The sequence below is a fragment of the Rhodopseudomonas sp. BR0G17 genome (assembly GCF_010907025.1).
Classification (GTDB): domain Bacteria; phylum Pseudomonadota; class Alphaproteobacteria; order Rhizobiales; family Xanthobacteraceae; genus Rhodopseudomonas; species Rhodopseudomonas palustris_H.
In genome coordinates, this window is sequence record NZ_QUML01000003.1 from 159,323 (window position 1) to 179,745 (window position 20,423).

Below are 20,423 nucleotides of genomic sequence, written 5' to 3' on the forward strand. Positions count from 1 at the left end.
CTCTAGGTCCATGCCAGGGAGGATCCTGCAGTGCGACAGGAGGGTGCATTTCCAGTTCCGATCGACGCCTCGCTCGTATCTGAGCCGAACCTGTCGTTTTTGGATCGAGGTGCTGGGAAGCTGATCCTTTGTTGCTGGCTCTTTGCGGCGGCCCTTGCGTGGTGCTTCCTAAGATCTTCCTACGCTGACTGGGGGAAGGATGGCGCCGCCGATCCGGTGCCTCTGATTCTTAGAATTCCAGTTATGTTGGCAATGGCGGTGCCGGCTCTGTTGCTCATCGGTAGAGATGACCGATTGGCTTGGCTGGCAGGCCTGTCGATCTCCTTGGGAACAGTTCCTCTACTGCCTTTCTTGCCGTTTCTGAGGGATTACACCCATCTGGTCGTGCTCGTCTGGTTGGTTTCCGTTTCGGTTGGAGCGTTCCGGCTCGCTCCGTTGCGCTCAGTACCGCTCTGGGGAATAGCTTTTCTGCTTTTTATTGCGGTCTGCGTGGTCTCGATGGTCGTTAGTTTTACGACTTTCCAGAATATATGGCAGCTCAAGGTAGGTGTCGCTTACCTGGTGTTGTTCGGCTCTTTTGCGCTTCTGTTGTACGCGATCTCGGTGGATCCGGAAAAATCCGAGAAGCGCTTTGTGGGCTTGCTGGACGGCTTTGTTTGGGGAATCGGTGGGCAGGCAATCGTTGCCTTGGTGGCGATTCCGCTGCTTTTCTACATTCCAGTCTCGGAGGGAAACGACACGGTCTTTGGATTTGGTTACTATGACAAATACAAATCGCTGTTGTCAGGGCCGGTCTCGCTCGGAATGCTGTTTCTCATTTCCGTGCCGTTAGTATTGCTCTGGGCTTATCGAAGCGCCGTATTGCCTTGTTCCAAGGGGGGGTGGTTGTTGCCGTCGGCGGCCATCGGTTGGGCTGTTGTTGTATATTTGCAGACGATGCCATGGCTGATGATGGCGACAGGAAGTAGAACCGCGCGATTGGTTTTCCCCGTTATGTTGTTGGCTCTGGTGTTTGCAAGCCCGGCGACACGGCGGGTTGCTCTTTCAATGATACCGTCATCGGTTGCAGCCTACTTCGTCGGGTTTTTCTATCAATCGCTGCCGTCTGCCGTTGAAAGATTCTACACAACGCAGGTGGATCCGAGCCGGGACATTTCGGATCGGTTTTTGTCTATCGCCGATCGAACGCCGCTCGCCATGGACACGATCAGGAAGATGAATCATTCATCGCCTGTCGCTCAGCTAATTGGTCTCGGTCCTGGAACTGGAGGATATCGTACCAGTGGATTTCCGGAGCCGCATAATTTCCTCATGAATGTTTGGGCCGAAACGGGGTGGTTGGGTGCCGCCCTGTTGGTCGCTTTCTTCGTTTTGCTTGTGGGTGGCTTGCTCAGAAGCGCTGCAAGCGGCAGGCCGGATTCATTTGCGGCGAGAATGCTTTTGGTTGCGCTATTGGCGTTTGGCCCGGTGATTATTACTTACAATCCCTGGAATTGGGGTGTTGGTATGGGGCTTGTGCTGATGCTTTGCACGGCTGTTGTGTGTTTTACGGCCCGTCGACGGTCCCTCCATATCGGAGCTAAATCATCTGCGGCACTTGGCTTGCCGGACGCTGCGCATCGACCGTGAGGGAGGGAATTCAGGGCGCGCGGTGGTGTTTCATGCGCGTCTGGACATGATCTCGTTCGTTTCTCGTCGCCTTGTACGGAATTGCCGAAATCCCGCACGCGAAGGTGGCCGGATCTTTGTGAATGAGATTTGTTCGCTTGCGATGATCCTATGCCTTTATCGAGCCGAGGCCATCGTCGCTGGTTGAGAGCGGCGCGAGCGCGCCGGCTTGGCAACGGACGGTCGGCAGCATTCCCCAGAACAGCTATTGTTCAACCGGCGCGCCCGCCCCAATCGGAACTCCTGACTCTGGCATCGGCTGGGTGAGTGAGTGGGCCACAGCAGTTTGAACAACCAGGATCGATCCGGTCGGCACCCCGCGCCATGCCCTCACAACCACCTCTTCCTCCTCTTGAAGCTCTTCAAATTCTTGAAGCTCTTCCGCTGGTCCCCGGCACCGCCGAGGTAGAACTCTTTCACGTCTTCGTTGTCGCGCAGTTCGTCGGCGGTGCCGTCGAGGACGACTTTGCCTTGTTCCATGATGTAGCCGTGGCTGGCGACGGACAGGGCAGCGCGGGCGTTTTGTTCGACCAGGAGGATGGTGACGCCGAGGTCGCGGTTGATCTGCTGGATGATCGAGAACACCTCCTTCACCAGGAGCGGGGAGAGGCCCATCGAGGGCTCATCCATCAGGATCATCTTAGGCCGGGCCATCAGGGCGCGACCGATCGCCAGCATCTGCTGTTCGCCGCCTGACAGATAGCCCGCCAGCCCGGTGCGCTCTTTCAGCCGCGGGAAGTAGTTGTAGACCATCTCGATGTCGCGGCCGACCTCGCGGTCGCTGCGGGTGAAGGCGCCGAGCCTTAGGTTCTCCAGCGACGTCATGTCGGAGACGATGCGGCGACCCTCCATCACCTGGAAGATGCCGCGGCGGACGATCTTGTCCGGATCGGTGCCGTCGATTCGCATCCCGTCGAACATGATCTCGCCGCGGGTGACCTCGCCATCCTCGGTTTTCAACAGCCCCGAGATCGCCTTCAGCGTCGTCGACTTGCCGGCGCCATTGGCCCCGAGCAACGCCACGATCGCGCCCTGCGGTACGTCGAGGCTTAGCCCGCGTAACACCAGGATGACGTCGTCATAGACGACCTCGATGTTGCGGACGCTGAGAAGCGGGGCGGGAGCCGACGATGCGCCGGGCTGCGGACGGTGAAGTTCGGCGGCTTCGGTCATGGGTAGCATCCTGATGATGATCGGCGCCCGAATTGATTGCTGGTTGCACGGATGGAGCGACCGCTGGTCTTGTGTCGATGCTTGCTGCTGTCTCGCCGCACCCGCTGGCGTCATCCCCCGCGAAAGCGGGGGATCCAGTATCCAGAGCACCAGGGATTTGAACGCGACGCTGCGGCGTACTGGATCCCCGCATTCGCGGGGATGACGGCCTTTTGTGTCCGGGCGCCGCAGCTCCAAGCGACATTGGCGTCGCAACGAACATGCGGCCGCGGACAGACAGCCTCGCCGTCAGCTCACCACCCAGCCCATTCCGGCTTGCGCGGCAGGTCGACGGTCTTGACCTTTTGGAGCTTGATGGTGCCCTTGGCGATCAGGTCCTTGAGGTCGCCGTCGGTCGGGCCCGACACTTTGGCGCGGTAGAGGTCGATCTTCATGGTGCCGCGGTGGTCCTTCGCGGTCCAGGTCGATGGGTTGCAGACGCCGTCCATACCTGCCGGCACCCAGTCGGCCTTCTGGTAGAAGCCTTTGGCGACGTTCTCGCCGGTGGCGCCGCCGTTCTTGGCCGCCCACTCGATCGCCTCCTTCATGTACAGCGCTGAGCAGACTGCAGCGACGTAATGCACCGGGCGATAGACGTTGCCCGACGGATCGGAGATCTTCGAGATTTCTTCCACCGTCTTCATGCCGGGCGCGTTGCCGCCCCAGGCCACGGCGGTGCGCAGCGGGAAGATCACGCCATCGGCGGCATCGCCGGCCGTCTTGGCGGCGTTCTCGTCCATGCCCCAGACGTTGCTCATGAACTGGACGTCGACGCCGGCTGCCTTGCAGGCCTTCATCACCGAGATGTTGGAGGCCGCGGTGTTGCCGAGATAGGCGTAGTTGGCTCCCGAGCTCTTGAGGCTGAGGCACTGCGCCGAGTAGTCGCCGGGCGCCAGCGCGAACACTAGGGGCGGTAGCACCTCGAAGCCGAGCTCCTTGGCCATCGCTTCGCCGGCGGCCTTCGGCGCGTTGGGGTAGGGATGGTTGGCGCCCATGTGGACGAATTTCGGCGCGCCGGATTTGCCCTTGGCCTTCCAGTCTTCCGCCGCCCACATCAGCTCGGCGCGCAGCGCGTCGGAGTAGGACGGGCCGTAGAAGAAGTTGTAGGGGGCGGGCTTGGCCTTGCCGCTGGTGCCTTCTGGATCGGTCAGCGCGGCCGCGTAGGAGCCGGACAGGTCGGGAATCTTGTCGTTGGCGAGGAAGCCGGTGAGCGCCTCGGTGTCGGCGGTGCCCCAGCCCATGATCGCCGCGACCTTGTCGCCGCCCGACCATTTCTTGTACAGCGCGATCGCGCGCGGCACCTGGTAACCGTAGTCGTTGGTGTCGACGTTGAGCTGCTTGCCGGCGACGCCGCCGTTCTTGTTGACCCAGGCGAAGGTGTCAGCGACCGCCTGGCCGTAGGGCGTGCCGACGTCCGAGGTGCCGCCCGAATAGTCGGCGAGGTGGCCGATCGCGATCTGCGCCTGCGCGGTCGCGGAGGCGCCGGCGATCACCAGCGCCAGCGCGGCGCTGCTGAGCAGGGATTTCATCGTCATGGTGTTCTCCTCCAGTGTCGTTTTTATTGCCGTCTTGTAGTCCGTCCGTTCACGCGCTCAATGCGAGAACGGGTAGAGTTTCCAATACGCCTTGATCTGCCGCCAGCGATGCGCCAGCCCATCGGGCTCGAACACCAGGAACAGGATGATGATCAGGCCGATCGCGATTTCGCGCAGGAAGGTCAGATTGTTGTTGAGCTCGAGCGCGCGGTCGATCGCGCTGCCTTTCAGGCCGCTGCTGAGCCATTCCATCGTCTCCGGCAGCAGCACCACGAAGGCCGTGCCCATCAGCGTGCCCGAGATCGAGCCGATGCCGCCGATGATGATCATCGCCAGGAACAGGATCGAGCGTTCGATGCCGAAGCCCTCGTTGGAGACGACGAGCTGGTAGTGCGCGTACAGCGCGCCGGCGATGCCGGCGAAGAACGCCGCGAGCGCGAACGACAGCGTGCGATATTTGGTGAGGTTGATGCCCATGATCTCGGCCGAGAGATAATGGTCGCGCACCGCCACCAGCGCGCGGCCGTCACGGGTGCGCATCAGGTTGGTCACCAGGATGTAGCTGACCAACAGATACGCCAGCACGACGTAGAAATACTGCTTATCGCCCTGCAGGACGTAACCGAACAGCGAGAACGGATTGGCCATCGCCGGCACCGAGCCGCCGGAGAACCATTCGGCGCGCGAGAAGAAGTCGATCAGGATGTACTGCGCCGCCAGCGTTGCGATCACGAGATAGAGCCCCTTCAGCCGCGCTGCAGGCACGCCGAACACCAGCCCCACCAGCGCGGTGACGAGCCCGGCGAGCGGGATCGCGAAGAACACCGGGATCGGGAAGTGGTTGTTCAGATACGCCGAGGTGTAGGCGCCGAGCAGGAAGAACGCGGCGTGGCCGATCGAGATCTGCCCCGTGAAGCCGACCAGGATGTTCAGCCCGAGCGCAGCGATGCCGAAGATGCCGATCTGGATCAGGATGCTGAGCCAATAGCCCGACAGCACCAGCGGCGCGAAGCACACCAGCACGACGCCCAGGATCGCCATGTTGCGGCTGGTCCTGGTCGGGAAGATGGTGGTGTCGGCGGCGTAGGAGGTGCGGAAATCGCCGGCGGGGATCAGGGAAGCATTCGCCATCGTTAGAGTACTCCAGCCTTCCACATCATCCTTCGAGACGCCCGGTTTCGCCCTCCGGGCTGCACCGGGCTCCTCAGGATGAGGCCGCCCTCATGGTGAGGAGCGCGGCGGCACGCCGCGCGTCTCGAACCATGAGCTCTTCTGTTTCGGCCCGCGCCTAAGCTCATATCCGCTCGATGTCCTTGGTGCCGAACAGGCCGTAGGGCTTGATCATCAGGATGATGATCAGCACGTAGAACGGCGCGATTTCGTACAGATTGCCCCAGTGCAGATATTCGCTGTCGACGTACTGGGCGATGTTCTCAAGCAAGCCGATGATGATGCCGCCGAGCACCGCGCCGCCGATCGAGTCGAGACCGCCCAGGATCGCGGCCGGAAACACCTTGATGCCGTAGGCGGACAGGCCCGACGACACGCCGTTGACCACGGCGACGACGACGCCGGCGACCGCCGAGACGGTGGCCGAGATCGCCCAGGCCATCGCGAACACGCTCTTCACCGAAATGCCGAGCGACTGCGCGACCTGCTGGTTGAACGCGGTGGCGCGCATCGCGAGGCCGTATTTCGACACTTTGAAGAACCACGCCATGCCGATCATCATCGCGACCGAGACGACCAGGCTCATCACATAGACGGTCTGGATCTGCAGGCCGCCGATCGAGATCGATTGGGTGGTGAAGATCTGCGGGAACGGCTGCGGGTTGACGCCGTAGATCCACTTCAGCGCCGCCTGGAACACGGTCGACAGCGCGATCGTCACCATGATCACCGAGATTATCGGCTCACCGATCATCGGCCGTAGCACGATGATCTGCACCGCGATGCCGAAGATGAACATGAACACCAGCGTGATCGGCATGCCGACCCAGAACGGCAGCTGATATTTCGCCAGCAGCGTCCAGCATACCCAGGCGCCGATCAGCAGCAGTTCGCCCTGCGCGAAGTTGACCACCTGGGTGGCCTTGTAGATCAGCACGAAACTCATCGCGACCACGCCGTACAGCGTGCCGACCACGAGGCCGTTGACGAGCAGCTGAATCAGGAGGTGTGAGTTCATCTTCTTGCCTCCCACGTCATTGCCGGGCTTGACCCGGCAATCCATCTTCTTTGAACGATGGATGCGCGGGTCAAGCCCGCGCATGACGCCGTTAGACGACGATGCTTTTCCACGTCATGGCCGGGCTCGTCCCGGCCATCCACGCCTTGCCGCGGCCGCTGTTCGTGGATGCCCGGGACAAGCCCCGGCATGACGGTGGTGGGGAGGGCGCGGGTCATTCCGCCGCCTCCGCATGGGCGTAGCCGCCGCCGAGGTCCACCACCTTCAGCGTGGTCCTGATCCGCTGGGTGGTGCCGTCCTGGAACTGAATAGTCGTGTCGACCGGGATGTCGCGCTTGCCGCCATAGATGCCGTCGATGATGTCGGCGTATTTGTCGTTTATCACGCTGCGGCGGACCTTGCGGGTCCGGGTCAGTTCGCCGTCGTCGGCGTCGAGTTCCTTGTAGAGCAGCAGGAAGCGGGCGATCCGCTGCGCCGGCGGCAGGGTGGCGTTGACGGTTTCGACTTCCCGTCGCAGCAGCTCGTACACTTCGGGCCGGGAAGCCAAGTCCGAATAGGTGGTGAAGGCAATCCGCTTCTTCTCCGCCCATTTCGAGATGATTGAGTAGCGGATGCAGATCATCGCTGCCAGCATGTCGCGGCCGGCGCCGAGGATCACCGCTTCGGCGACGTAGGGCGAGAACTTCAGCTTGTTCTCGATGTATTGCGGCGAGAATCGCTCGCCGTGTGACAGCTCGGCGAGATCCTTGATGCGATCGATGATGACGAGCTGGCCGGCGCCGTTGAAATAGCCGGCGTCGCCAGAATACATCCAGCCGTCTTTGATGTCGGCGGTCGAGGCTTCCGGGTTTTTGTAGTAGCCGAGGAACATGTTGGGGTGGCGCACCACCACTTCGCCGATGCCCTGGACGTCCGGGTTCAGGACCTTGATCTCGATCTCGGCGCCCATCGGCACGCCGGTGGTGTCGGGATCGACTGCGTCCGCCTTGTGCAGCGTATAGGCGCCGAGCAGTTCGGTCTGGCCATACAGCGTGCGCAGCGGCACGCCCATGGCGCGGAAGAACCGAAAAGTGTCGGGGCCAAGCGCGGCGCCGCCGGTCGCGGCCGAGCGCAGCCGGGTGAAGCCGAGGCGGTCGCGCAGCGCGCGGAACAGCACCGCGTCGGCGAACGCCGAATGCTGGCCCTGGTCGAGCGCGGCAAGCCCGGCCTTCATGCCGACGCCATACAGCCGCTGCTTCAGCGGCGAAGCGTCCATCACCCGGGCGCGGACGTCGGCCGCGATGCCTTCCCAGACCCGCGGTGCGAACAACACGAAGGTCGGTGCGATCTCGCGGAAGTCGTTCATCATCGTGTCGGGCTCTTCGACGAAGTTGACCTTCATCCGGCACAGCAGCCCTTTGCCGAGCGCGTAAACCTGCTCCATGATCCACGGCAGCGGCAGTACCGAGACGTATTCGTCGTCCGGTCCCTTCGGATCGAAGCTCAGATAAGTCGCGCAGTGGTTCAGCACGCGCCCGGACGCCAGCATCGCCAGCTTGGGATGCGCGGTGGTGCCCGAGGTGGTGCACAGGATCGCGACGTCCTCGCCCTGCGTCGCATCGACCAGCCGGTCGTACAGGTCCGGCTCGCGGCTGGCGCGATCGCGACCCAGCTTGGCGAGCTGATCGGCCGGCAGCAGCCGCGGATCGTCGTATTTCCGCATCCCGCGCGGATCGGAATAGACGATGTGCTTCAGATGCGGCGCGCGGTCGGCGAGGCCGAGCAGCTTGTCGACCTGCTCCTCGTCCTCGGCGAACACCAGTTTGGCCTCGCCGTAATTGAGCAGATAGTCGGCTTCCTCATCGAGTACATCGCGATAGAGTCCAAGGCTGAGGCCGCCGATCGCATGGGAGGCGATTTCGGCCGCGACCCAGTCGGGCCGATTGTCGCCGATGATGCCGATCACGTCGCCGCGCTTGAGCCCGAGTTCGATCATGCCGAGCGCGAAGTCGTGCACGCGGGCCTGATAATCGGCCCAGGTGAACACCCGCCACAGCCCGAGATCCTTTTCGCGCAATGCGATTTCGGTCCCGAATTCCTTTGCATTGAGCCGCAGCAGTTTCGGAAAGGTGTCGGCTGCCGCGACGCGGCCGGCATAGTCCATCATGCCACGCGCTCCGCCGCCGTCGGGTGATCCGGCGCATCGTCAGGATCGACCAGCACCTCGTCCTCTTCGCCGAGATAGGCGCGCTTGACGTGCGGATCGGCTAGCACCTCGGCCGGATCGCCCTCGGCGATCTTGCGGCCGAAATCCAGCACCACGACGCGGTTGGAGATGTCCATCACCACGCCCATGTCGTGTTCGATCATCACGACCGTCATGCCGAACTCTTCGTTGAGGTCGACGATGTAGCGGGCCATGTCCTCCTTCTCTTCGAAGTTCATGCCGGCCATCGGCTCGTCGAGCAGGATCAGCGTCGGCTCCAGCGCCATCGCGCGGGCGAGTTCGACGCGCTTGCGCAGGCCGTAGGACAGGGTGCCGGCGGTCGCCTTGCGCACCGACTGCAGGTCGAGAAAATCGATGATCTCTTCGACCTTCTGGCGGTGGGCGAGCTCCTCGCGGCGCGCGCCAAACCAGTACAGCGCGCCGGTGAGGAAGTTGTTCTTCAAGAGGTGGTGGCACCCGACCATGATGTTGTCGAGCACACTCATGTGGTGAAACAGCGCGAGATTTTGGAAGGTGCGGCCGATGCCGAGAGACGCGCGGGCGTTTGGCTTCAGCCCGGTGATGTCGCGGCCATGGTAGAACAGCTGACCTTCGCTCGGCTGGTAGCGGCCGGAAATGCAATTGACCACGGAGGTCTTGCCGGCGCCGTTCGGTCCAATGATCGAAAACAGCTCACCGTGATTCACGGCAAAGCTCACCTCGCTCAGCGCGCGGACGCCGCCAAAGCGCAAGGAGACATTGCGCACTTCCAATGCGTGTTCCAAGCCCGATTTCCTCCCGGACACCGGCCGGCGCGTTGCTCGCGCCTGATCCTCGTGCCGCAGCATTCTTTTGAGCCGCCTTCTGGGAGGCGTTGCTGTCGTTTGCCGAAGCGTAGCTTAGCCGGCCACCCGACGATATTCGACTATTTGAGTTTGGGAAGAGAGACTTGACGCAAGCCGCTGCGTAATCCCGCCTATCGTTACCGGTGGTGCGGACATCTGCCCGGCAAGGCGACCCGATGCCGCAGCGGTCGTGCTGTTATCGCAATGCAACAAACACGGCTTAGCGGCGGCGCCAGATCGTTGCGGTCGCATCGCCGATCGGCAGCGCGTAGCTGGTGCCGCGTACGTAGCGGGTCTGGTCGGCCATCGCATCGACGATACCGACCATGTTGGCATACACCCATCCGAAGGCGGGGCCGTCGTCGCGGCTGTGGGGCGCGTCGATGATCACCACGACATCGGCGGTCGATTGCGCGATGCGCTCGCTCATCAGCGCCCGGGCGTCCTCGCGCGAGGTGACGCCGGCGATAAACGGGTCATCGACGATGGTGTGGCAACGGCAGCGTTCGCGGATCACCCAGGCGAACAGCTTGCTCATGCCGAACGTGGTGAACATCGCCACCTCGTGTACGCCGTCGAGCTCAGCCAGATACGGGCGGATCAGTTCGAGATCGCTCGGGCCCGAGGCGTCCTGCAGTGCGTAAGTTGCAGCCGCCTTCGGCATCGGCGACGTCAGGTTCACCGCGAGCAGCGCGGCGGCCAGAGCGGTCGCGACCGCCCCTCGCCACAGCGGTGACAGCCAGCGACGGGTCAGAGTCAGCAGCACGCCGGCGCCCACGCCGGAGCAGATCCACACCGAAAATACCCAGGTCGACATGAACCGGCCCTGGTGCTGCGGATGCGCGATCACGCCGACCCAGGCCAGCAGCGCGAACAGGAAGACGGCGCGGGCTCCAGGCGTCAGCTTCGGAATCGCGATCAGTCCGATCACCGCCAGAGCGATGGCGATCGGCGCCAGCCACGGCACCAGATGAAAACCGTCGGCGAACACGCGCCAATAGAACTGGAGGCCGAGGGAGAGGCTGTGGTTCGGGTCGGGATTATTGGCGGGGCTGACGAACCAAAGGAATTTCGACAGCCGGTGCGGCAGCAGAAACGAGATCGCGATCGGTGTCAGATGCCAATACAGCAGCGCCCGCCCGGCGGTGCCGAGGGTCCGGTCGATCGCGGCGCGGTGCCGCAACCAGGTGAACGTCCACCACAGGAAGACCAGCGCATAGGCGGCCGTGGTCAGGTTTTCCGGCGGATACAGCGACACCGAGCGGCCGAACAGCTCCAGCGCGGTCGGCCCGTGCGCATAGATCGCTGCGACCAGGCCCGCCACCAACGCTGCGAGGATCAAGAACGGTGAGCCGGCGGTAGCCTTCAGCACCGCCTTCACACGTGTCGCCGCCCAGATCTGCCGAAGCGTTCGGGCGATCGGTGCCCAATGCTCGGAGGCATAGGCGATCGCCAGCGGCGCGGTCAGCAGTCCCCAATAGTTGCCTTTGTGGAAGAACAGCACGGTCAGGATCAGCGCCAGCAGCCGCCAGCGTCCGGGTGCATTCGGCTTGGCTTCGGCGCGCAGATAGGCCCACAGTCCGGCAGCCGACAGGCCGGCGCCGAGGCCTTCCAGCATCACGTCGGCGCTGATCAGGCGGAAGGCCGGGCTGGCGGCGGTGAAGATCACCGCAACCGCCGCGGCGAACAGGCCGCTGCAACGGTCGACAAACAACCGTCGTGCGATCAGCCAGACGAAAGCGACCGTCATCACCCAGCCGATCAGGCTGGGGACGATGCCGAGCCGATGGTCGATGCCGCCGAGCAGCAAGACGGCGCTCAGCACCAGCCCGTGAAACGGCGGCCAGACCTTGGCCTTCTCGAGCTCGCCGAAAAACCAGGCGGGATCGAAGGTCCGGACCGCCAGTGCGAGATCGAGTCCAAAGCTGTAGTGCGAATTGCGGTCGTGGTGAAAACCGCGCCACAATAGGTCAGGCGCGTGATAGTAGCCGGCGAGCATGATCCCGGCGATGCCGATCGCCGCAGCTAGCACGATCAGGAACGCCGCGATGTCGAGCCAATCGCGGGATTTGTCGCGTGGCTGGCCGACAGCTGGAGATGCCGCAGGGATCGAACGCGGCGCGATCACCGGCGTGCCTGTCGTGCCGTCTTCCTGCCGTCCAACATCCACCATCGAGATCCCCAGCGATCGCGACCACCGTGATGCTCGGCCGCTCCGATCACCCGATAGCATGCCTGCGGCGGCTGCGATAAGGCGGGGTGTTTCTCGATCTTTCTGCTGACGGCAGAAACGTTACGCGCCGGTCCGGTCGGCCGCGTACAGGCGCGAGAAGACCATGCCGATGAAGATCGAGATCATGGCAGCGCTGAAGGCGTTCATCGAGAACAGGCCGGCATATTCGGCCGGCTGGTAGCTGTGCGGCGGCGGCGCGTAGCGATCGTGCAGGAACAGGTAGGCCGCGACCGGCACGCCAGACAGCGGCAGCATCAAAAGGCGCTCGCTGGGACGAAACAGCACGCTGGCCAGCATCGCGCAGGGCAGCAGAAACAGTTCGACGCCGGAGGGCACGCCGAGCAGCCAGGTGCAGAATATCGTGTTGCCGGTCGCGATCAGGGACAGCGTCACCCGCCCGAGCCGTGATTGGAGACGGGCCAGCGCCGGCACCGCGAGGAAGCACGGAAACGACAGCAGCGTCAGCAACAGCCATGGCATCCCGCCGGTGCCGCCGACGAACACGACATATAGCGGATAGAAGGGGCCGTTGCCGGCCAGCACCAGGGCCACCAGGTTGCCGGTGGCGGCGAGGGGATCGGGATTATCGGCGTAAGCGCGAAACCAGTCGGTGGCGCGGAGCAGGGCAGGGGGCAGCATCGGTCTCACAAGGGATCGGCGATCGTGCCGGAAGGGTAGCCTGGAACCTGACCGCCGGGAAAGCGTCCGTGATGTGCGCTGCTCGGGTGCCAGGGTCTCACGCCGCGGGGGCCTTCCCGTCCGGAGAGACAAGTCCAAGCCGCCTCCTTGCCGAAACTGAGCCGCTCGTGGCTCAGACCTCCAGCCATTCCTTGCGGATGGCGGCGTTGGCCTTGAGATCGTCGGGGGTGCCTTCGAACACGATCTTGCCGTGGCCCATCACATAGACCCGGTGCGAGATCCGCATCGCGATCGACAGCTTCTGCTCGACCAGCAGGATGGCGACGCCGCGGCGGGCGATTTCGGCGATCAGGTCGCCGACCTGCTGCACAATGATCGGGGCCAGCCCTTCGGTCGGCTCGTCGATCATCACCAATTCGGGATCGCCCATCAGTGTCCGGCAGATCGTCAGCATCTGCTTTTCGCCGCCGGACAGCACGCCGGCCGGAGTGTCGGCACGGGCCTTGAGATTGGAGAACATGTCGAGCATGTCCTCCAGCTTCCATTTGCCGGGGTTGCGCGGGTTCTTGATGCCGAGCATCAGGTTCTGCCGGACCGTCAGGCCCGGGAAGATGTCGCGATGCTCGGGGACGTAGCCGAGCCCGAGATGCGCGATCTTGTAGCTCGGCAGCCCGGCGATGTTCTTGCCTTTGAACAGGATGCTTCCGTGCGGCGGCACTTCGCCCATGATCGCCTTGACGGTGGTGGAGCGGCCGACACCGTTGCGGCCGAGCAGGCTGACCACCTCGCCGGCGTCGATATGCATGTCGACGCCCTGCAGGATGTGGCTCTTGCCGTAATAGGCGTGCAGGTCTTTGACCTCGAGCATCAGGCCGCTTCCTCGCCGAGATAGGCTTCCTTGACCTTCGGATTGCCGCGGATTTCGTCCGGCGTTCCCGAAGCGATGATCTGGCCATAGACCAGGACCGAGATGCGGTCGGCGAGGCCGAACACCACGCTCATGTCGTGCTCGACGATCAGTAGCGTGCGGCCTTCTGTGAGACGGCGGATCAGCGTCACCGCGCGTTCGGTCTCTGCATGGCTCATGCCCGCGGTCGGCTCGTCGAGCAGGATCACATTAGCGCCGCCGGCAATCGTGATGCCGATTTCGAGCGCGCGCTGCTCGGCATAGGTGAGCAGGCCCGCCGGGACGTCGCGACGCGAGGTGAGGTGGATGTCTTCCAGGATCTGGGCGGTGCGCTCGCGCACCTCGGGCAGATTGTCGACGTTCTTCCAGAACGCGTAACGATGCCCGGTCGCCCACAGCACCGCGCAGCGCAGGTTTTCCCACACCGTCATGTTGGCGAACACGTTGGTGACCTGGAACGAGCGCGACAGCCCGCGGCGGTTGATCTGGAACGGCTTCATGCCGGCGATCTCTTCGCCGCGAAGCAGGATGCTGCCGGTGGTCGGCCGCATGTAGCCGCTGATGAGGTTGAAGGTGGTCGACTTGCCGGCGCCATTCGGGCCGATCAGCGCGTGGCGTTCGCCTTGGGCGATCGTCAGGTTGATGTTCTGGATCACCTTGGTGACGCCGAAGCTCTTTTCGACGCCGCGGAGTTCGATCGCGGTGCTCATAGGGCGTGAACCTTGGCGCGGGCGGCGGTCAGCGTGGTGTCCCAGGTCTGTGTGACCCGGCTCCAGGCCATCTTGGCGAGGATGAAGCCGCCGATGATCAGCACGGCCGAAGTCGCCCAGGTCAGCGGGCTGGCGGCATTGAACGGAATGCCGAACGCCACCCGGTTTGGATCTTCGTGCGGATTGACGGTGTAGTGCACGGTGGTCTCGATCATCAGCATCAGCCCGACGCACAGCGCCAGCGTCGGCAGGGCGGCCATCACATAGCTCGGGAACATCCGCGTCAGCATGCCGGCGCGCAGCAGCGGCCGATGCATCATCAGGACGCCGGTGATGCCGCCCGGTGCGAACAGCACCACGATGATGAAGAACAGGCCAAAATACAGTTGCCAGACCTGGGTCAGGTCGCTCAGCACCAGCGACAGCACGGTGACGAAGATCGCGCCGACGATCGGGCCGATGAAGAAGCCGATGCCGCCGATATAGGCCGCGAACAGCACGGTGCCGGATTGGACCGCGCCGAGATAGGCCGAGTTGGCGATCTCGAAATTGATCGCAGCGAGCGCGCCCGCGATGCCGGCGAAGAAGCCCGAGAAGCAGAACGCCAGATAGCGCACCACGTGCGGATCGTAGCCGACGAACTGCACCCGCTCCGGGTTGTCGCGGACGGCGTTGCACATCCGGCCCAACGGCGTCCGGGTCAGCGCGTACATCGCGATGATGGCGATCAGAGTCCAGGCGGCCACCAGATAATAGATCTGGATCTGCGGACCGAACGACAGGCCGAACACCTTGAACAGCTTGGTGCGGTTGGCCGAGATACCAGCCTCGCCCCCGAAGAAGCTGCGGAGGATCAGCGCCGAGGAGGCGACCAGCTCGGCGAGGCCGAGCGAAATCATCGCAAATGCGGTGCCGGAGCGCTGGGTCATCACCCAGCCGATCAAGGCAGCGAAGAACAAGCCGGCGAACCCGCCGATCAGCGGCACAAATGGCAGCGGGATCGGCCATTTGTTGAAGCCGAGGATGTTGATGGTGTGGATCGCGAGGAAGCCGCCGAGGCCGTAATACACCGCGTGGCCGAACGACAGCATCCCGGTCTGGCCGAGCAGGATGTTGTAGGACAGCGCGAAAATGATCGAGATGCCGACCAGGCTGAAGGTCGTCAGCGAGCCGCCGGAAGCGAACAGCTTCGGCAGCAGCAGCAGCACCAAAGCGGTGGCGATCCAGAGGCCGTAGAACTTGGCACGTTCGGACAGCGTCGGCCGGGGCGGCGCGGCGCTGGAGGCGAGGTCGGTCATGTTTCGCGGGTTCCCAACAGCCCCATCGGCCGGAAGATCAGGATGAGCACGAGCAGCAGATACGGCATGATCGGTGCGATCTGAGCGATGGTCACGTTCCAGATGTCGTTGAGCCAGGAGGCCGCGAGATCAGGACCGAGCGGACCGAACAGCGAGGCGGGCGAGGCATTGATCGACACCGCAAAGGTCTGCAGCAGCCCGATCAGCAGCGAGGCGATGAACGCGCCGGGCAGCGAGCCGAGGCCGCCGACCACCACGACAACGAACAGGATCGGACCGAGCAGCGCCGCCATGTTCGACTGCGTCACCAGCGACGGGCCGGCGATCACGCCGGCAACGGCGGCAAGCGCCGTGCCGACGCCGAACACCAGCATGAAGATGCGTTCGACGTTGTGGCCGAGATGGGCGACCATGTGCGGGTGGGTCAGCGCCGCCTGAACGATCAGGCCGATCCGGGTCTTTTTCAGCGCGACCAGGAGGCCAACGAAGATCACCACCGACACCGCCAGCATGAACATCTTGTAGGCGGGATAGTTGGTCGAGAAGATCGTGAAAGCCGGGAAATCGAGCAGCGCCGGCGTGCGGTAATCGACCGGCACCTTGCCCCAGATGATCGAGACCACCTCTTCGATCGCGAAGGCGAGCCCGAAGGTGAACAGCAGTTCGGCAACATGGCCGTTGCGGTGGACGCGGCGCAGGCCGAAGCGTTCGACTGCGGCTCCGATCGCGCCAGCGAGCAGCGGCGCGATCAGCAGCGCCGGCCAGAACCCGGTCCAGCGGCTGATCTGATAGCCGAAGAACGCGCCGAGCATATAGAAGCTGGCATGAGCGAAGTTCAGCACGCCGAGCATGCTGAAGATGACGGTGAGCCCGCTCGCCATCAAGAACAGCAGCATTCCGTACAGAACGCCATTGAGGGTGGAAATGACGATCAGTTCGAGCATGATGGGGTTAGGCCGCCTGACGATGTGAGGTCGTCATGGCCGGGCTTGTCCCGGCCATCCACGTCTGTTGTGAGTCCACGCCGAAGGCGTGAATGCCCGGCACGAGGCCGGGCATGACGGGGTGAGGCTTATGGCCGGTCCATCTTGCAGGTGGTCGGCAGCATGGTCTGAGCAGTGTCGATCTTGGCGACCTGCTTCCAGCCCCAGCCGGTCTTTTCTTCATCGAACTGGCCGGCCGGAATGTCACCGAACGACGAGATGTAGATCGGCTGGAAGAACTGGTGGTCTTCCTTCCGCATGATGCCTTCGCCGCCGTCCAGCACTTCGAACTTCATGTCTTCGAGCGCCTGCGCGACCTTCACCGGATCCAGCGACTTGGCCTTTTCGGCTGCGGCCGCGAACATCCGCATCTCGTTCACGGCGCGCGGATACCACAGGCTCAGGTCGACCTTGGCGCGGAACGCCTTTTCGAAGTCCTGCGACGGCTTGTGGTCGACGTTGGCGAAGCCTTCGGTGATCTGGAACACCTGATGGTTGAGGCCGGTCTGCTTGATCGCGGTCGGGCCACCGGCGCCGCCGGCGTAGTAGGTGTACCAGCTCACCTTGAGGCCGGCGTCGGCGGCCGCCTTCAGCAGCAGCGCGATGTCCTGGCCCCAGTTGCCGGTGACGACGGTGTCGGCGCCGGACGCCTTGATCTTGGCGACGTAGGGCGCAAAGTCGGAGATCTTGAGCAGCGGATGCAGTTCGTCACCGACGATCTGGATGTCCGGACGCTTCTTGGCCAGCATCGCCCGAGCCTGGGTCCGTACCGACTGACCGAAGGAGTAATCCTGGTTGATCAAATAGACCTTTTTGATCGCCGGGACGTCCTTCATGTAGTTGGTGAGCGCTTCCATCTTGATGTCGGAGTTGGCGTCCCAGCGGAAGTGCCAGAAGCTGCACTTTTCGTTGGTCAGTACCGGATCGACCGCGGCGTAATTGAAGTACAGAACTTCCTTGCCCGGGTTGCGCTCATTGTACTTGGTGAGGAAGTCGGACAGCGCGCCGGCGACCGATGAGCCGTTGCCCTGGGTCACGTAGCGCACGCCGGCGTCGATAGCCTTCTGCGCCTGGATCAGGCTTTCCTGCGGATTGGTCTTGTTGTCGAGCGGAACGATCTCGACCTTCTTGCCGAGGATGCCGCCCTTGGCGTTGAGCTCGTCGGCGAGATATTGGAAGGTCTTGAGGCCGCCTTCGCCGACGCTGGCGCCGCCGCCGGACAACGGATCGATGTAACCGATCTTGACGGTCTCTTGCGCCATCGCAGCCGATCCGAACATCGGCAGCGCGATAGCGACGGCTGCAAGCAGAGCTTTACGCATTTAGCAGTCCTCCCTGAAAACTTTATTCGTTAGATCGTTGTTTCGGTGTTAGCCCAGATCAGTCGTGCGTTTCAACCGCCCTTTGCTGACGATTAGTTAATAAACACCGGCTCAGTCATTGGTCGGTAGCTAGTTGCCGAGCGACGCGTCATGCCGTCCAAAAGATGGACGACGCCCCCGGTCCAAATTCCGTGAAATGGAACCGGGCGATCGGCTGGGCTGAGTGTGGACGACGTGGTGCGTCAACCCGCTGCGGTGTTGCGCGGCGTGCGTCCACCGAGTGCGACGATCATCGCGCTGATCAGCGGCTTCATGAAGAACGCCTCATTGGCAGGGGTGATGGTCGGCGCGAAGCCGTGCGCGGCAAGTTCCTCGTTGACCACCGGACCCACCGAGGCGATCGGTGTGCGGCTTAATCCCTCGCGCAGGCGATCTTCGCAGGCGTGTGCGCGGGCGACGTCGAACAGCCGCCGCACCTGTCCGGAACTGGTCAGCGCCAGCGCATCAACGCGGCCTTGCGCCATCTCCTCGACAGCAGTGACAACGGTCTGCTCAGCTGCACGCGCGTCGTAGGCATAAGGCAGCACCGCATCGACGATCGCACCTTGCGCCGTGATGGCATCGAGCAGGGTGGCGTGGTCACGTTCGGGATAGAGCTGAACGCCGATCCGGCGACCCGCAAGATCATAACGTTTCAGCGTGGCGGCGACTCCTTCGGAGGTCGGCGCTTCGGCGGTCACCTGCGGCTCCAGCCCGATCTCGCGCAGGGCGCGGCCCGGTTTCGGTCCCCGGATGAAGGTTCGCGTCCGGCCCACCGCCGCGACGAAAGACTGTTCGCGGCCGGTTGCGCGGGCAAGCTTGGTCAGGCGCCGCAGCCCTTCGCCGGTCAGCAGCACCAGATCGTCGAACGGCGCGGCGATCAGCCGGTCGATCCAGTCCGAGACCGGGGCCGGGTCGGGCGCATCGCGGATTTCGAACATCGGGCACTGCAGGACGTCGGCGCCCTGTTCGGCCAGCAGCCGGGCGAACTGAGCCTCCTCGCGGGTCTCCAGGATCAGGATACGGGTGCCTTGGAGCCGTTCGGCCATGCGGTCTCGCCCTTCGCCCATTGTCGGGGCATCTTGCGCCGGTCTCCGGGATTGGCGCAAGCGATGCGGCGATGCTACAGCAGGGCACCGCAACGAGTTCCAGCGCCGCCGGCGCTGCCGCCCAGATCGCCATGCCCCATCATCAGTATGTCCTGACTCTGTCGTGCCCGGATCGTGCCGGGATCGTCTCCGCGGTGAGCACGTTCCTGTTCGAGAACGGACAGAACATTCTCGACGCGCAGCAATACAACGATACCGAGAGCGGCCACTTCTTCATGCGGGTTGTGTTCAACGCCGCCGAGAAGGTGATTCCGCTGGCGTCGCTGCGGACCGGCTTCGGCGTGATCGCTGCCAAGTTCACGATGGGCTGGCACATGCGGGACCGCGAAACCCGGCGCAAGGTGATGCTGCTGGTGTCGCAGTCCGACCACTGTCTGGCGGACATTCTGTATCGCTGGCGGGTCGGCGACCTGCACATGATCCCAACCGCGATCGTCTCCAACCACCCGCGCGAGACCTTCAGCGGGTTCGATTTCGGCGACATCCCATTCTACCACTTCCCGGTGAACAAGGAGACGCGGCGACAGCAGGAGGCGGCGATCACCGCGCTGATCGCCCAGACCCACACCGATCTGGTGGTGCTGGCGCGCTACATGCAGATCCTGTCGGACGAGATGTCGGCGCGGCTTGCCGGCCGCTGCATTAACATCCACCACTCTTTCCTACCGGGCTTCAAGGGTGCGAAACCGTACCACCAGGCGTTCGACCGCGGCGTCAAGCTGATCGGCGCCACCGCGCACTACGTCACCAGCGCGCTCGACGAGGGCCCGATCATCGATCAGGACGTCGAACGCATCAGCCATCGCGACACCCCGGCCGATCTGGTGCGTAAGGGCCGCGATATCGAGCGCCGTGTGCTGTCCCGGGCGCTCCACTATCACCTCGACGACCGGGTGATCCTCAATGGCCGCAAGACCGTTGTGTTCACCGACTGAGGCCTACTTCACCGGCAGCGTCGAGGCGAGCTCGCGGGCGACGCGGCTCGCCAGCACCAGGCCGGCGAGCTGCCAGCCCGAGCCGGCGAAGTGCAGCCGGATTTCGCTGTAGCTGTCGGCATCGGTGGTGTCGCTGATCCGCACCGCGAACTCGACCGGCTCAACGAAGCGGAACCGGCCGAGCGTCGCCAGCACGTTCTTGGTGTCGATGGTGCCGAGCTGCGGCAGGCCAGCGATCGGCGGCAGGTCGTGAACGCCTTCGAGCTTTCCGGTCTTCAGCAGCTGCGTCAGATGGTCCGGCGTCAGCATCTTGGCGATCATCGCGTCGGCGATGCCAAGGCCGGCGGCGCGCACCAGCATGCGCTCGGAGGGACGGATCTCGCGGGTCTGACCGATCCGTTCGAGATAGGCCGCGACGATCTGGTCGGCCAACGACTGCGTCAGCGATTTGACGTCGGTGCGGGCGATTACGCCAGCGCCGTCGCCGCTGCGCACCGCGTCGGCAAGGCCGCCGAGCGAGACGACTGCGGAGCCGACATAGACGATGACCAGGATGATGAGCGCGGCGAGGCCGCCGAACAACCAGCGCATGATGGTCCAAAGCTCCGAGAGACG

At 63.6% G+C, this 20,423-nt stretch carries 17 protein-coding genes; 2 read left to right on the top strand and 15 right to left on the bottom strand.

Annotated features, from left to right (window positions below; all coding sequences use genetic code 11):
• Positions 1 to 30: 30 nt before the first annotated feature.
• A complete protein-coding gene (locus DY467_RS04530; protein ID WP_164634219.1) occupies positions 31 to 1,629 on the top strand; it encodes an O-antigen ligase family protein in 1,599 nt (532 codons plus the stop codon).
• Between the two features lie 369 nt (positions 1,630 to 1,998).
• Here DY467_RS04530 and DY467_RS04535 read toward each other — a convergent pair whose 3' ends face one another.
• The 14 genes from DY467_RS04535 to DY467_RS04600 form a co-directional block, all read right to left on the bottom strand.
• A complete protein-coding gene (locus DY467_RS04535) occupies positions 1,999 to 2,841 on the bottom strand; it encodes an ABC transporter ATP-binding protein (RefSeq protein WP_164634220.1) in 843 nt (280 codons plus the stop codon).
• Positions 2,842 to 3,134: 293 nt separating this feature from the next.
• Positions 3,135 to 4,415 (bottom strand): ABC transporter substrate-binding protein, encoded by a 1,281-nt coding sequence (locus tag DY467_RS04540; protein ID WP_164634221.1) that lies wholly within the window; start codon positions 4,413 to 4,415, stop codon positions 3,135 to 3,137.
• A 57-nt stretch (positions 4,416 to 4,472) separates the two neighbouring features.
• The gene (locus tag DY467_RS04545) at positions 4,473 to 5,546 is read right to left on the bottom strand and encodes a branched-chain amino acid ABC transporter permease (RefSeq protein WP_107345723.1); all 1,074 of its coding nucleotides are present in this window, start codon (positions 5,544 to 5,546) and stop codon (positions 4,473 to 4,475) included.
• Between the two features lie 163 nt (positions 5,547 to 5,709).
• Entirely contained in the window at positions 5,710 to 6,603 is an 894-nt protein-coding gene (locus DY467_RS04550) for a branched-chain amino acid ABC transporter permease (RefSeq protein WP_107346705.1), read from the bottom strand.
• Between the two features lie 214 nt (positions 6,604 to 6,817).
• Positions 6,818 to 8,749 (bottom strand): long-chain fatty acid--CoA ligase, encoded by a 1,932-nt coding sequence (locus DY467_RS04555; protein ID WP_164634222.1) that lies wholly within the window; start codon positions 8,747 to 8,749, stop codon positions 6,818 to 6,820.
• Positions 8,746 to 9,573 (bottom strand): ABC transporter ATP-binding protein, encoded by an 828-nt coding sequence (locus DY467_RS04560; RefSeq protein WP_164634223.1) that lies wholly within the window; start codon positions 9,571 to 9,573, stop codon positions 8,746 to 8,748. The genes DY467_RS04555 and DY467_RS04560 overlap by 4 nt, the downstream gene beginning before the upstream one ends.
• A gap of 280 nt (positions 9,574 to 9,853) precedes the next feature.
• On the bottom strand, positions 9,854 to 11,806 hold the full coding sequence (locus tag DY467_RS04565; RefSeq protein ID WP_164634225.1) for a glycosyltransferase family 39 protein: 1,953 nt from the start codon (positions 11,804 to 11,806) through the stop codon (positions 9,854 to 9,856).
• Between the two features lie 120 nt (positions 11,807 to 11,926).
• Complete coding sequence (locus DY467_RS04570) at positions 11,927 to 12,505, bottom strand: hypothetical protein (protein WP_164634227.1); 579 nt, start codon at positions 12,503 to 12,505, stop codon at positions 11,927 to 11,929.
• A gap of 172 nt (positions 12,506 to 12,677) precedes the next feature.
• A complete protein-coding gene (locus tag DY467_RS04575) occupies positions 12,678 to 13,373 on the bottom strand; it encodes an ABC transporter ATP-binding protein (RefSeq protein ID WP_107345718.1) in 696 nt (231 codons plus the stop codon).
• Positions 13,373 to 14,122: an ABC transporter ATP-binding protein gene (locus DY467_RS04580; protein ID WP_107345717.1), complete on the bottom strand. Its 750-nt coding sequence runs from the start codon at positions 14,120 to 14,122 to the stop codon at positions 13,373 to 13,375. The genes DY467_RS04575 and DY467_RS04580 overlap by 1 nt, the downstream gene beginning before the upstream one ends.
• Positions 14,119 to 15,420: a branched-chain amino acid ABC transporter permease gene (locus DY467_RS04585; RefSeq protein ID WP_164634229.1), complete on the bottom strand. Its 1,302-nt coding sequence runs from the start codon at positions 15,418 to 15,420 to the stop codon at positions 14,119 to 14,121. Before DY467_RS04585 ends, DY467_RS04580 begins: the two co-directional genes overlap by 4 nt.
• Entirely contained in the window at positions 15,417 to 16,364 is a 948-nt protein-coding gene (locus DY467_RS04590; RefSeq protein WP_107345715.1) for a branched-chain amino acid ABC transporter permease, read from the bottom strand. The genes DY467_RS04585 and DY467_RS04590 overlap by 4 nt, the downstream gene beginning before the upstream one ends.
• A gap of 128 nt (positions 16,365 to 16,492) precedes the next feature.
• Positions 16,493 to 17,725: a branched-chain amino acid ABC transporter substrate-binding protein gene (locus DY467_RS04595; protein WP_164634231.1), complete on the bottom strand. Its 1,233-nt coding sequence runs from the start codon at positions 17,723 to 17,725 to the stop codon at positions 16,493 to 16,495.
• 242 nt (positions 17,726 to 17,967) lie between these two features.
• Positions 17,968 to 18,813 (bottom strand): uroporphyrinogen-III synthase, encoded by an 846-nt coding sequence (locus tag DY467_RS04600; protein ID WP_164634233.1) that lies wholly within the window; start codon positions 18,811 to 18,813, stop codon positions 17,968 to 17,970.
• A 131-nt stretch (positions 18,814 to 18,944) separates the two neighbouring features.
• Here DY467_RS04600 and purU point away from each other — a divergent pair, with 131 nt between their 5' ends.
• Positions 18,945 to 19,808 (top strand): formyltetrahydrofolate deformylase, encoded by an 864-nt coding sequence (gene purU, locus DY467_RS04605; RefSeq protein WP_107346704.1) that lies wholly within the window; start codon positions 18,945 to 18,947, stop codon positions 19,806 to 19,808.
• Between the two features lie 3 nt (positions 19,809 to 19,811).
• On the opposite strand, the gene DY467_RS04610 is transcribed toward purU, so the two are convergent.
• Positions 19,812 to 20,399 (bottom strand): DUF2939 domain-containing protein, encoded by a 588-nt coding sequence (locus tag DY467_RS04610; RefSeq protein ID WP_164634234.1) that lies wholly within the window; start codon positions 20,397 to 20,399, stop codon positions 19,812 to 19,814.
• Positions 20,400 to 20,423 lie beyond the last annotated feature (24 nt).

What these genes read in the sequence shown, in the direction of transcription:
- DY467_RS04535 (WP_164634220.1), bottom strand. Translation starts at nt 2,841, where the DNA reads ATGACCGAAGCCGCCGAACTTCACCGTCCGCAGCCCGGCGCATCGTCG.
- DY467_RS04540 (WP_164634221.1), bottom strand. Translation starts at nt 4,415, where the DNA reads ATGACGATGAAATCCCTGCTCAGCAGCGCCGCGCTGGCGCTGGTGATC.
- DY467_RS04545 (WP_107345723.1), bottom strand. Translation starts at nt 5,546, where the DNA reads ATGGCGAATGCTTCCCTGATCCCCGCCGGCGATTTCCGCACCTCCTAC.
- DY467_RS04550 (WP_107346705.1), bottom strand. Translation starts at nt 6,603, where the DNA reads ATGAACTCACACCTCCTGATTCAGCTGCTCGTCAACGGCCTCGTGGTC.
- DY467_RS04555 (WP_164634222.1), bottom strand. Translation starts at nt 8,749, where the DNA reads ATGATGGACTATGCCGGCCGCGTCGCGGCAGCCGACACCTTTCCGAAA.
- DY467_RS04565 (WP_164634225.1), bottom strand. Translation starts at nt 11,806, where the DNA reads ATGGTGGATGTTGGACGGCAGGAAGACGGCACGACAGGCACGCCGGTG.
- DY467_RS04570 (WP_164634227.1), bottom strand. Translation starts at nt 12,505, where the DNA reads ATGCTGCCCCCTGCCCTGCTCCGCGCCACCGACTGGTTTCGCGCTTAC.
- DY467_RS04575 (WP_107345718.1), bottom strand. Translation starts at nt 13,373, where the DNA reads ATGCTCGAGGTCAAAGACCTGCACGCCTATTACGGCAAGAGCCACATC.
- DY467_RS04580 (WP_107345717.1), bottom strand. Translation starts at nt 14,122, where the DNA reads ATGAGCACCGCGATCGAACTCCGCGGCGTCGAAAAGAGCTTCGGCGTC.
- DY467_RS04585 (WP_164634229.1), bottom strand. Translation starts at nt 15,420, where the DNA reads ATGACCGACCTCGCCTCCAGCGCCGCGCCGCCCCGGCCGACGCTGTCC.
- DY467_RS04590 (WP_107345715.1), bottom strand. Translation starts at nt 16,364, where the DNA reads ATGCTCGAACTGATCGTCATTTCCACCCTCAATGGCGTTCTGTACGGA.
- DY467_RS04595 (WP_164634231.1), bottom strand. Translation starts at nt 17,725, where the DNA reads ATGCGTAAAGCTCTGCTTGCAGCCGTCGCTATCGCGCTGCCGATGTTC.
- DY467_RS04600 (WP_164634233.1), bottom strand. Translation starts at nt 18,813, where the DNA reads ATGGCCGAACGGCTCCAAGGCACCCGTATCCTGATCCTGGAGACCCGC.
- purU (WP_107346704.1), top strand. Translation starts at nt 18,945, where the DNA reads ATGCCCCATCATCAGTATGTCCTGACTCTGTCGTGCCCGGATCGTGCC.
- DY467_RS04610 (WP_164634234.1), bottom strand. Translation starts at nt 20,399, where the DNA reads ATGCGCTGGTTGTTCGGCGGCCTCGCCGCGCTCATCATCCTGGTCATC.